Origin of the sequence: Francisella sp. 19X1-34 (assembly GCF_041102755.1) — a bacterium.
Taxonomy (GTDB): domain Bacteria; phylum Pseudomonadota; class Gammaproteobacteria; order Francisellales; family Francisellaceae; genus Francisella.
Window position 1 is genome coordinate 1 of record NZ_JBGCTX010000073.1, and the last position, 11,683, is coordinate 11,683.

Here is an 11,683-nt window from a genome sequence, read left to right on the forward strand (position 1 = left end):
ATTGCACATTTTATGATTAAATTTGAAGATAGGATTGGTAGCCTATGAAAAATTTACACAAAAGTCTGTAAAGGGTCGATGGACTAAACCAACTGGATATATTCTTTTCCTTGCTTGATAGTTTTTACTCTCGGATTTTTTCATATATTTTAAGCCCTTCCTATTTAAATTTCACATTATCATGCTAGCTAACTTTTTAGGAGAAATCTTTGAATTCTTCAGCAATATTAAAGGCCATTACCAATGTTCTCGAGTACACTTAAGTATCAATAAATATTTGAGTTTAAAATCTACAAGATATAAAGAATTTTTACACAACAGAAACGCTTATTAAAATAAATATTCCAAGGTTTGTTATAAGTATCAATAAATGAAAGCTATTCCATTAAACTTTACTAAAAATATCTCTCCAAAGCCTTTTGCATTTTCAGATCTTCAAAAACGAATCCTTTTGACATTAATTTTGTAGGTCTGATGTTTTGACTAGAAAGTAATAGCTCCTCCCCCATCTGTCCAAATAGCAACTTAACTACAAAAGTCGGCATCTTGAATATATGTTTTTTTACCAAATATTTTCTTAGCAGTTTTATCAGCACTTGATGCTGACAGATATTTGGTGCTGTTAAATTAAATATCTCTTTGTTATTAAGCTTACTATCAATGACAAACTCAAAAGCTCTACATAAATCATGTACACTCACCCAACTTATGTAATTATGTCCATCTCCAAGCATAGTAACGAAACCAAACTTAGCTGACATTGTCATCTTTTCTAAAGCACCTCCATTACCAATAACCACTCCAAAACGGAAAATTGTATATTTTTGAAGCTTAGAAGAAACTAAACACTTCTCCCATTTATCAACAACCTCTTGACCAAAAGTCAGCCTATCATAGTCACGACTATGATTATCTTCATCTTGGATTAGCTTAGAAAAATTATAATATCCAATAGCACTCGCATTTATTAGCCAAATATATCTATCTCCAATAAGCTCAACTAACTTATTGGTTGGCTCTATACGACTTGCTAATATTTTCTTTTTAACAGCTCTACTCCAACGTTTTTCTCCAATATTATAGCCGCATAAGTTTATTACAATATCATAGTTAGCAATGTTTTCTTGTGTTAGATTAGTCCATGTAATCAAATCTTGATAGCTTCCTAAATCTGTTTTTTGTGATCTAGTTAATAGAGTTAGCTTATGCTTTTGACTTAAGCTCTTTGATAGCTCTCTACCAACGAATCCCGAACCTCCTGCTATTAATATTCTCATTATATACTCCGTAAGATTTTCTTTACTTCACTTATAATTATATTAATAAAACCACTCTAGTGAACATTACAATTTATTAATATTATAGAAACTAACTTGAGAATATAGCCTTGATGTGAGAATCTATAATCATCAAACTTAGCCCTCCCAGCTGAAAGCCACTAGCCTACGAGGCTAGATTTTAATAACTAAACAATTAAGAGGTTTTCTTATGTACTGGGTCGAGATTCTTTCAAGAATACAATTTGCTTTCACAGTAAGTTTCCATATACTTTTCCCAGCCTTTAGTATTGGGTTATCAACATTTTTGATGATCTTTGAGGCTCTATGGTTAATAACAAAAAATGATAAATACTTAGCTATAGTCAAATTCTGGACAAAAATATTTGCTCTAACGTTTGGTATGGGTGTAGTTTCAGGTATTGTTATGGAATTCCAATTTGGTGCTAACTGGGCAGGCTTTGCAGAAAAAGTAGGTCCTGTTTTAGGTTCTTTATTTACATATGAAGTTCTTACAGCATTCTTTATAGAAGCTGGTGCTTTAGGAATCATGATTTTTGGTTGGGGACGTATTAATAAATATATTCACTTTTTAGCAAATTTCACTATTTTTGTTGGTGTTACACTATCAGCGTTTTGGATATTATCAGCAAACTCCTGGATGCAGACTCCTGATGGGGTTCACTATATAAATGGTAGGTTTGAAGTTTATAGCTGGTATCATGTAATATTTAACCCATCTATTATACCTAGGTACATACACATGCTTTTAGCGGCTTACCTAAGTACATTAATGGTTATACTAGGTGTCAGCGCATATTACTTGATAAAAGATAAGCATCATTCATTTGCGAAAACTTGTATTAAGTTTTCAATAATATCTATATTAATACTAAGCTTAAGTCAGCTTCTAGTCGGTGATGATGTTGGTAGAGAGGTACATAAGAATCAACCACTAAAAACAGCAGCTATAGAAGGAGTATGGAACACTCAAAAAGGTGCTCCTTTTGTAGTTTTTGCATACCCAAGCGAGTCACAAGAGAAAAACTTATTTGCTATAGAGATACCTAAACTTGCTTCTTTAATAAATACTCATGAACTTGATGGTAAGCTAATTGGTTTAAAATCAGTCCCTGAAAAAGATAGGCCTGTTGTTGCCGTAGTATTCTATAGTTTTAGAATCATGGTCGGCATTGGGACTCTAATGATTTTGATTGGCTTAGTTGGTACAACTCTATTGGCAAGAAAAAAAGTACATTCTGCGAAATGGTTCCTTAAACTTTGTACCCTAACAACACCTCTAGGCTTTGTTGCTATTATTACAGGATGGTTTACTGCAGAATTTGGTAGACAACCTTGGATTGTTTATAACATTCTTAGAACACAATACTCTGTAAGTGACATTAGCTTTTGGCAAGTTTTTATATCACTAGCATCAATAATAATTGTTTATTTTATAATATTTGGTTACTTCTACTTTAAATATTTACTAAGAATTATTAACGGTGGACCAAATATGCCAGGTGAAGAAAGAATGCCTTACTCATACTTCCAGTCTGTTGAGAAAAACGTAAGCGAGGAGGAATAAGTCATGGATTTAGCACTAATTTGGTTAATGATAATTGCGTTTGCTCTACTGTTATATGTAGTATTAGATGGTTTTGCTCTAGGTATGGGAATACTATTTCCTTTCTTAGATGATCATCAAAGAGATATCGCAACTAGTATTTTACTACCTACATGGGATGGTAACCAAACATGGCTGGTTTTCGCTCTAGCATGCTTTTACGGTATGTTCCCGATCGCTTTTGCATATATATTTCCAAAGATATATTTATCAGCTATTTTACTTGTAGTAATGATTCTATTAAGAGGCATATGCTTCGAATTTAGGCTAAAATCTTCACAAAAAGGTATCAAAAACTGGGATCGTTTATTCTTCATCTCATCTTTTATAGCTACTTTCTTACAAGGCTATATAGTTGGAGAACTAATCGTAGGATTCCCACATGATGCTCTATATGACATAGGATTTTCTTCCGTTACTGGTATAACCCTAATCTTTGGTTATGCTCTATTAGGAGCTACTCGCTTAATACTAAAAACTGAAGATGAGCTATTTATAAAAGCTAAGCAGTTTGCGAAGAAGTGTTCTATAACTTTAGTTATTCTAATGATTGTGATTGGAGTAATTACACCATTATATATCAAACTTCCATTTGATAATTTATATAAAATGATAATTCTAGGGGAATTATTTGTGCTTACATTAATATGTGCATTTATCCTAGTAAAAGCTGTTGAAGCAAAAAACCATGCATTGCCTTATTGGCTTGCGGTTGCTATTTTCATATTCACTTATATAAGTATGCTAACGCTTATCTTCCCTTATATAATTCCTTATAAAATAACTTATTTACAAGCACAAGCTAGTGATACAACCTTATTATTTACACTAGTTCCTGCGATCATTATGATACCTCTATTACTACTTTACACAAGTTATGCATATTATATTTTTAGAGGAAAAACAAAAGAAAAATTACACTACTAAAGTTTATTATCTAACTACTATATATTTAGCTGCTTCTTCAGGTGAAATTACTCCCGTTTTAAGAAGATTTTCTATGCTGTGCTCCATTGTTGACATACCTTTTGAAGTACCAGTTTGCAATGCTGTATATATCTGAGAAAGTTTATTTTCTTTTATCATATTTCTAATACCTGAATTAGAAACCAGCACCTCATAACTAGCTACTCGCCCTCCGCCTTTACGCTTAAGTAATCTTTGAGAAATAACTATTTGTAAAGACTCAGCTAACATATTACGAACTAGCTCCTGCTCAGCTGGAGGAAATACCGAAATAACTCTATCAACGGTTTTAATAGCGGACATAGTATGTAAAGTACCTAAAACCAAATGTCCTGTCTCAGCAGCTTCTAATGCCAGGCGAATAGTCTCTAGATCTCTCATCTCACCAACAAGAATACAGTCTGGATCTTCCCTAAGAGCTGATTTTAAGGCTGCATTAAAGCTTTTAGTATCTCTTTTCACCTCACGCTGATTAACCAATGCTCTTTGACTAACATGAACAAACTCAACTGGATCTTCAATAGTTAAAATATGAGAGTCTTCTTTTTGATTTATCTCATTTACTAGTGCCGCCAAAGTACTACTTTTACCAGATCCAGTAGGTCCAGTTACAAGGATTAATCCACCTTTTTTAGCTTGCACATCTTTAAGAACACTTGGTGCTCCAAATTGATCTAAGGTTGGTATTTTATTTTCTAAACGACGAAAAACTGCACCATATCCTCTGTTGTGGAAAAATGCATTAACCCTAAATCGAGCATCATTCTCCTTATCATCAATAGAAAAATCACACTCATAAGTATCAACAAGCTCCTCTTTTTGATCATCTGTCATTATATCTAGAAGCATTTGAGAAATCATTTTATCATTTAGTACAGGAGATAATTCTATATCAACCAAATCCCCATCGATCCTATACTTAGCTTTGCAACCAGAAGATAAATGTAAATCTGACGCCTTTTTCTGCACACAAATAGTTAATAACTTTCTTATCATAAATATAAACAAACTAGTAAAAGTAATAGTAAAACTTTATCACTATTACCTTACAAAAAAAATAGTTTTGGTTATTATTGGCTTAAAAATGCTATATTAATAACAATGATATTTTGAAATATTTATAAATGGTCGATAATCTAAGAAAAATCCTAAATCCTTTAATATCTAATATTGAAAAAACGAAAGATATTAAACTCAAAAAAGATATTGCTCGTAAAATACTCACAAAAATATACCAAACAAAAGATAAATGGCTTGATAAAGCTTTTTTTGAGAAAGAGATAAATTATGGTTGTTTCTATACTCTAAGAATATACCTTAACCCAAATGATGAATATTGTATAACTATACAGGGCTGGGGAGCTCATCATAAAACACCAATACACAATCATGACACATGGTCATCTTCTATAACCATATTAGGTTCTGAAACCCAATACCTACATGGTAAGATAAATAAGCCATATCCAAAGAAATATGCTCCTAACGATACTACCAAAAGAATTTTTAAAGAAGGAGATAGGATTGAGTTAGCTAGTACTCAGTTACACCAAGTTGAAAATCATACTGACAATATAGCTCTTTCAGCAGTATTCTTCATGAAACATCCAAATACTACAAATAGAATCTCAGTATGTGAAAGAAGCTATAGTGTCAAGCCTTGGAAGGTAGTACCAAATAAACTAAAAATTGATACTAAAAGATTAGATTAATAAATTTCTTATTTAGAAAAAGTAATTATTTGAATATTTTCTTAAAGAAATTAGCCGTTTTTGAGAATGGGCAAGAAGAATCATCCGTTGATTCAGACGCTTCTTTAGAGCTAGCTCCTTGCTCCACTGTACTAGACTCTTTGTTCTGACCCATCATATCTTTTAAAACAGTTTGTAAAATACCACCATTTTTTAGATAATCAACATCAACATCTGCATCTAAACGTGCTAGTGCTTCAAATGTTGTAGTGTGGGCAGTCTCAGGATGTACAGCTTCAACAACGACTCTTTGACGAGGTTGGATATTGTTTAAATTTTTAATGTTAAACATTTCAGAACCATCTAATCCAAGAGTTTTAGCACTTTGACCATCAACATACTCAAGTGGTAACACACCCATACCTACTAAGTTTGATCTATGAATTCTCTCATAGCTTTCAGCAATAACAGCTTTAACACCTAATAAAAAAGTACCTTTAGCAGCCCAGTCACGAGATGAACCAGTACCATACTCCTTACCAGCTAAGATAACTAATGGAATATCTTTTTCTTTATACTTCATTGCAGCATCAAACACATACTGCTGAGAACCATCAAGATGATATTTAGTAAAACCACCCTCAACATTATCTAAAAGTAAGTTACGGATACGAATATTTGCAAAAGTACCTCTCATCATAACTTCGTGGTTACCACGACGAGAACCATATGAATTGAAATCTTTTTTCTCAACACCATGTGACGTTAAATATTGTCCTGCAGGATACTCTTCAGGTATCGCACCAGCTGGGGATATATGGTCTGTGGTTACAGAATCACCTAACATTAAAAGAGTTCTAGCTCCTTTAATATCTAGATTATCATTACCTTCAGCAAACTTCTCAAAGAAGCTAGGGCACTGAATATATGTCGAAGATTTATCAAACTCATATAGTTTACCTTCAGGAGCATCCAGTTTCTGCCAATCTTCTGTACCATCAAGTACTGTAGCATAAGCTTTTTCAAACATCGCAGAGTTAATTACATCAGATTGAATAGCTGCGATTTCTTCAGTAGTAGGCCATACATCTGCAAGATAAACGTTATTTCCTTCAGCATCAACTCCAATAGCATCTTCAACTGGATCAAAATCAACTGTACCAGCTAAAGCATAAGCTACAACATGAATAGGTGAAGCTAAATAGTTAGCTTTAACGTGAGGATTGATACGTCCTTCAAAGTTACGGTTACCCGAACTTACAGAAGCTACAACAAGATCTGCCTCATTAATTGCATTAACAACAGGCTCATCAAGAGGTCCTGAGTTACCAATACATGTAGTACAACCATAACCTACAAGGTTAAAGCCTAAATTCTCAAGCTCTGGAAGTAAATTTGCCTTCTCAAGATACTGTGTTACAACTTGAGATCCAGGAGCTAAAGAAGTCTTAACAAAAGGCTTAACTTTTAAACCTTTTTCATTTGCTTTTTTAGCAAGTAAACCAGCACCTAAAAGTAGTGAGGGGTTTGATGTGTTTGTACATGATGTAATTGCAGCAATAGCAAGTGAACCATGAGTAATAGACTCACCAAGACCTTCAACTTCGGCAGATTTTTGTAGCTGCTCTTGTGTTAGACCAAAACCGTGTAAGCCTTGCTCATGAACTAATGCTTCTGCAAAAGCTGGTTTCATATCATGGAAAGCTACTCTATCTTGAGGACGCTTAGGACCTGCTAGATTAGACTCAACTTCATCAAGATCAATTTCTACAATGCTAGAATATTCTGGCTCTTCAGCAGGATTTTCTCTAAATAAAAGCTGCTCTTTATACATTTCGCGTGCAGCATCAACAAGCTCACTACGGTTTGTATTATTAAAGAAGTCTAAAGTTACTTCATCAACTGGGAAGAAACCTATAGTAGCACCATATTCTGGAGCCATGTTAGCAATTGTAGCTCTATCAGGTAAAGATAAACTCTCTAGACCTTGACCATAGTACTCCACAAATTTACCTACTACACCATGTTTTCTAAGTGCTTCTGTAATTTTTAAAACTAAATCAGTTGCTGTTACACCAGTTTTTAATTTACCAGTAAGTTTTACACCTACAACATCTGGAAGTACCATGTAGTATGGTTGACCAAGCATTACAGCTTCAGCCTCAATACCACCAACACCCCAGCCTACTACACCAACACCGTTGATCATAGTAGTATGAGAATCTGTACCAACTAAAGTATCTGGATAAATTACATTTTCACCATCAATATTTTTAACTAAAGCTCCTTTTGCAAGATACTCTAAGTTTACTTGGTGGATAATACCCATTCCAGGTGGTACAACTGTGAAATCATCAAATGCTTTTTGAGCCCACTTAAGTAAACTATATCTTTCACCATTTCTTTCAAATTCTTTAGCTACGTTTTGTGCTAATGCTGTTTTTGTACCATAGTAATCTACTTGTACAGAATGGTCGATAACCATAGCTGTATCTACAAGAGGGTTAATCTTATCAGCATCTCCGCCAGCATCTTTGATAGCTTTTCTCATTGCTGCTAAATCAACTACTGCTGGAACACCTGTAAAGTCTTGCATTACAACCCTAGCAGGCATATGTGGAATTTCAGGTCTAGAGTTAGCTTTTGCATCCCAGTCTAGCACCTTATTCATATCTTCTTCTTTTACTTTGTAACCATCAATATTTCTCAACTGGTTTTCAAGTAATACTCTTATTGAATATGGTAGACGATTTACATCTTTACCAAGTTCTTGAGAAAGTTTTTTTAAGCTATATAGAGAATATTTATTTCCTTTATCTTCTATATGGAGCTTAGTGATATTTTTAATATCAGACATGCTATTAACCTCCGTAGATACCATATTTTTTTTGCATACGGGTATATTTTAACCTTTTAAAGCTTATTTGTATATAAAATAAAGCCTCTCAAGGGTATTAACACTTACTTAGTTATTAAACTGCTATTCAAAAATGAGGATTATTATTCACCTAAAATGCAAAGTTTCATAGCATACTAAAATTTATACCCTCTAAAACAAAAGCACCAACTAGTAACTAAAATGATGGCAATTAAGTTGCAGAGAATTGACTATTATCAATTGGCTTATCAAATCAAACCCAATCTTTTACCTGATCTTTTTTAACACACATAGCACCTAATGCTATATTGTTATTTGCCTGCATATCAGTTAACTTATCAGCAACTATACTCATTTTTTTAACTGAGAAAGTCTTAGAATTAATTAATAATATCGTGACTATTTGACACCCATCTTTTCTATCGCAAGTAGCTTTAGGAAACTTACTTCCAAAACTAGGTGGTTTTAAATTTGGTGGAATCACATAACCATCTGGACAAGTTATTTTCACTTGCTTAGCTGATAAGCTTAAAGCACCTTGCTGAGTCCCATACTCTCCTAATTTAAAGCCAGATTTAACATAGTCACCTGTAAAAGTAACACTTTGGCTTGCAGCTTTGTTTGGCTCACTACAAGCTACTAAACCAATTGTAACTAATATTACCAACAAAGATCTTAGTAGTTTATTTCGCATACTATTTTCCTTAATCAACCTTTAAATAAGGATAAATCTAATCTACCTTTCTTAAAAGCAGGACACCATAGATAACTAGTTTTAATTATTTTAGAAAACTTAAATACTCCATCAACTATGCCATCGCTACCACCAAGCATATTTCCCATTTGCAGATTAAAAGATCTAAATGAAGGAGCAAATGCTGCGAACATAAACCCCCCATTTAAATTATCATCTGACCAAGGCATAGACTTTCTTAGAAGTAATGCTTCAGGTTCAAAGTTCTCCTTTGCAGATCTTTTCACATGAGCAAAATCTTTTAAATCCTTAAACTGGTGTGAATCATCTAATGATCTACCAATACACTCTTCTTTTTGTGTTTGGCTAACACTATTTAACCAATCAAAATCATGTAGCCACTGCTGAAGCACCCAAAAACTTGATCCTTCTAAATCTTCATCTATCGCTATAGCTGCTGGTACTTGTTCTTCATTTTTAGGATTTTCTATACCATCTTCAAAACCAGAAAGATCATATTTACCATGATATGTATAACTCGAAATAGCTTGCTCAAAATCAAAGTAATCACTAAGGGCTTTTCTAATATCTATAGCATTATGAAACAACTCTCCCCTATCATCATTGCGTAACCACAACACTAAGTCATACCCATCATCATCTGACATTATCTCACTATTAAACCTAGCTCTTTGATAGTCTTTATCTTGAGGTATTTCAAACATTTCTAGAAGATTTTTTCCAAAACCCGCCACAACTCGTTTACCATCAACAAATCTCTGCAAAACTCTTAATCCAAAACTGATATCTACATCTTTTTTAAGGTTAAACATCATATACTTAGCCGATGATGGTATATTTTCAACTATACCTAATTGATATTTTATTATTTGCATTCAAACTTTCTCTTATAAAATCGTTACTAATAGTTATAATATAAACAATAGACATAAAACTCCATAAGCAATGATAAAAAAACAACTTTCCTTCTTCTTACTTGTAGGCATATTAGCATCTATCACAAACTTTATAATTGTATGGATTCTTGTAGAATCAGGCCTTTTTAAACCTTTAGTAGCAAATTTCTTTGCTTTTCTAATAGCATTTAATGTTAGCTACTTTGGACATAGGTTTTTAACATTCTCAACTACTACACAATCTCATAAAAAAGCAGCTTCACAGTTCTTTATAAACGTTATGATCGGATTATGTTTAAATGAGTTTATTTACTATGTACTTCTTCACCTTCTAAAGATACAGTACTTATTGGCTCTATTTATAACTATGGTGCTAGTTGCTGGTTATACATTTATAGTGAGTAAATTCCTAATCTTTAAGGCATAAATAATGTTTGAGGTAGATAAACAGATAGCAATATATATACACTTCCCATGGTGTGTCCGTAAATGTCCATATTGCGACTTTAACTCACATGCTATAAAAGACGATTTATACTTATCCGAGCAATACTATAAACAACTTATTGCAGATTTTGATAGTCACATTGATGATTTACAAGATCGAGAGGTAATTAGTATTTTTGTAGGTGGTGGAACACCTTCATTATTCAAAGCTGAATACCTTAGTAAGGTCTTAGAGCATATAAATAAAAAAGCTAACTTAAATAGTAACTGTGAGATAACTTTAGAGATGAATCCAGGAACTGTCGAAAGAGGTTCTATCTCAAGCTATCAAAATATTGGCATAAATAGAATTTCTTTAGGTGTGCAAAGCTTCCAAGATGAAAAACTTAAAATTCTAGGCAGAATCCACAACACTGAAAATGTTTACAATACTATTGAGGAAACTCAAAGATCAAAAATATCAAACTTCAATATTGATATTATGCACGGTCTACCAAATCAAAGTTTTGATGATGGAATCTTTGACATTTCAAAAGCAATAGCTATGCAACCAACACATATTTCATGGTATCAGCTAACTATTGAACCAAATACGCTATTTGCAGCAAGACCTCCAAAGCTACCTGACGAAGAAACTTTAGAAAACATTGAAGTAACTGGCAAGAAGCTACTTGATAATGCTGGATATAAACAATATGAAATTTCAGCATATGCAAAAAATAACCTACAATCAAAACATAACTCCAACTATTGGATGTTTGGTGATTATATTGGAATAGGTGCAGGTGCTCATAGTAAAGTCACAAATCTTAAAACACTAGAGATAAAAAGAACTTGGAAACACAAGCACCCAAAAATATATACACAAGCAAAAAATTTTGTAAAAGATTCCACTGTTATTACAAAGCATGATTTAATCTATGAGTTTATGCTTAATACACTTAGGTTAAAGAATGGCTTCTCTTTAGATACATTTGAAAAGCAAACTTTTTTGCCTAAATATACTATACAAGAAAAACTAGAAGTTGGTGTAAATAAAGGCTTACTCGAAATTTTAGGTGATCAAGTCAAACCAACACAGAAAGGATATTTATTTTTAAACGATTGTATTAGGGTCTTTACAGATAATTGTGTAAATTTTAATTAGGTTATATATTTTAAATATAACAATAAGGGATTTACAGAA

General features: G+C 32.9%; 10 protein-coding genes. 5 read left to right on the plus strand and 5 right to left on the minus strand.

Annotated features, from left to right (window positions below):
- Positions 1–395: 395 nt before the first annotated feature.
- On the minus strand, positions 396–1,277 hold the full coding sequence (locus AB8E56_RS10045; RefSeq protein WP_329480669.1) for a TIGR01777 family oxidoreductase: 882 nt from the start codon (positions 1,275–1,277) through the stop codon (positions 396–398).
- A 211-nt stretch (positions 1,278–1,488) separates the two neighbouring features.
- On the opposite strand from AB8E56_RS10045, the gene AB8E56_RS10050 reads away from it, so the two are divergent.
- Complete coding sequence (locus tag AB8E56_RS10050) at positions 1,489–2,865, plus strand: cytochrome ubiquinol oxidase subunit I (protein WP_329480671.1); 1,377 nt, start codon at positions 1,489–1,491, stop codon at positions 2,863–2,865.
- Positions 2,866–2,868: 3 nt separating this feature from the next.
- Entirely contained in the window at positions 2,869–3,831 is a 963-nt protein-coding gene (locus tag AB8E56_RS10055) for a cytochrome d ubiquinol oxidase subunit II (RefSeq protein ID WP_329480674.1), read from the plus strand.
- Positions 3,832–3,837: 6 nt separating this feature from the next.
- Here AB8E56_RS10055 and AB8E56_RS10060 read toward each other — a convergent pair whose 3' ends face one another.
- Positions 3,838–4,866, minus strand: coding sequence for a type IV pilus twitching motility protein PilT (locus AB8E56_RS10060; RefSeq protein ID WP_329480675.1), 1,029 nt, complete (start codon positions 4,864–4,866; stop codon positions 3,838–3,840).
- 128 nt (positions 4,867–4,994) lie between these two features.
- Here AB8E56_RS10060 and AB8E56_RS10065 point away from each other — a divergent pair, with 128 nt between their 5' ends.
- Complete coding sequence (locus AB8E56_RS10065; protein ID WP_329480677.1) at positions 4,995–5,582, plus strand: hypothetical protein; 588 nt, start codon at positions 4,995–4,997, stop codon at positions 5,580–5,582.
- Between the two features lie 25 nt (positions 5,583–5,607).
- Here the strand turns inward: AB8E56_RS10065 and acnA are convergent, their stop codons facing one another.
- From acnA to AB8E56_RS10080, 3 genes are all read right to left on the minus strand, one after another.
- Positions 5,608–8,418 carry an aconitate hydratase AcnA gene (gene acnA, locus AB8E56_RS10070; RefSeq protein WP_329480678.1) on the minus strand — a complete coding sequence of 937 codons (2,811 nt, stop codon included), beginning with the start codon at positions 8,416–8,418 and terminating at the stop codon, positions 5,608–5,610.
- A 274-nt stretch (positions 8,419–8,692) separates the two neighbouring features.
- Entirely contained in the window at positions 8,693–9,133 is a 441-nt protein-coding gene (locus AB8E56_RS10075) for a hypothetical protein (RefSeq protein WP_329480679.1), read from the minus strand.
- A 14-nt stretch (positions 9,134–9,147) separates the two neighbouring features.
- On the minus strand, positions 9,148–10,029 hold the full coding sequence (locus AB8E56_RS10080) for a Dyp-type peroxidase (RefSeq protein WP_329480680.1): 882 nt from the start codon (positions 10,027–10,029) through the stop codon (positions 9,148–9,150).
- 70 nt (positions 10,030–10,099) lie between these two features.
- Here AB8E56_RS10080 and AB8E56_RS10085 point away from each other — a divergent pair, with 70 nt between their 5' ends.
- Both AB8E56_RS10085 and hemW read left to right on the plus strand, forming a co-directional pair.
- Positions 10,100–10,477, plus strand: a complete 378-nt coding sequence (locus tag AB8E56_RS10085; protein ID WP_329480681.1) for a GtrA family protein — start codon at positions 10,100–10,102, stop codon at positions 10,475–10,477.
- Between the two features lie 3 nt (positions 10,478–10,480).
- The gene (hemW, locus tag AB8E56_RS10090; RefSeq protein ID WP_329480682.1) at positions 10,481–11,644 is read left to right on the plus strand and encodes a radical SAM family heme chaperone HemW; all 1,164 of its coding nucleotides are present in this window, start codon (positions 10,481–10,483) and stop codon (positions 11,642–11,644) included.
- Positions 11,645–11,683 lie beyond the last annotated feature (39 nt).

What these genes read in the sequence shown, in the direction of transcription:
- AB8E56_RS10065 (WP_329480677.1), top strand. Translation starts at nt 4,995, where the DNA reads ATGGTCGATAATCTAAGAAAAATCCTAAATCCTTTAATATCTAATATT.
- hemW (WP_329480682.1), top strand. Translation starts at nt 10,481, where the DNA reads ATGTTTGAGGTAGATAAACAGATAGCAATATATATACACTTCCCATGG.
- AB8E56_RS10050 (WP_329480671.1), top strand. Translation starts at nt 1,489, where the DNA reads ATGTACTGGGTCGAGATTCTTTCAAGAATACAATTTGCTTTCACAGTA.
- AB8E56_RS10045 (WP_329480669.1), bottom strand. Translation starts at nt 1,277, where the DNA reads ATGAGAATATTAATAGCAGGAGGTTCGGGATTCGTTGGTAGAGAGCTA.
- AB8E56_RS10085 (WP_329480681.1), top strand. Translation starts at nt 10,100, where the DNA reads ATGATAAAAAAACAACTTTCCTTCTTCTTACTTGTAGGCATATTAGCA.
- AB8E56_RS10075 (WP_329480679.1), bottom strand. Translation starts at nt 9,133, where the DNA reads ATGCGAAATAAACTACTAAGATCTTTGTTGGTAATATTAGTTACAATT.
- AB8E56_RS10080 (WP_329480680.1), bottom strand. Translation starts at nt 10,029, where the DNA reads ATGCAAATAATAAAATATCAATTAGGTATAGTTGAAAATATACCATCA.
- AB8E56_RS10060 (WP_329480675.1), bottom strand. Translation starts at nt 4,866, where the DNA reads ATGATAAGAAAGTTATTAACTATTTGTGTGCAGAAAAAGGCGTCAGAT.
- AB8E56_RS10055 (WP_329480674.1), top strand. Translation starts at nt 2,869, where the DNA reads ATGGATTTAGCACTAATTTGGTTAATGATAATTGCGTTTGCTCTACTG.
- acnA (WP_329480678.1), bottom strand. Translation starts at nt 8,418, where the DNA reads ATGTCTGATATTAAAAATATCACTAAGCTCCATATAGAAGATAAAGGA.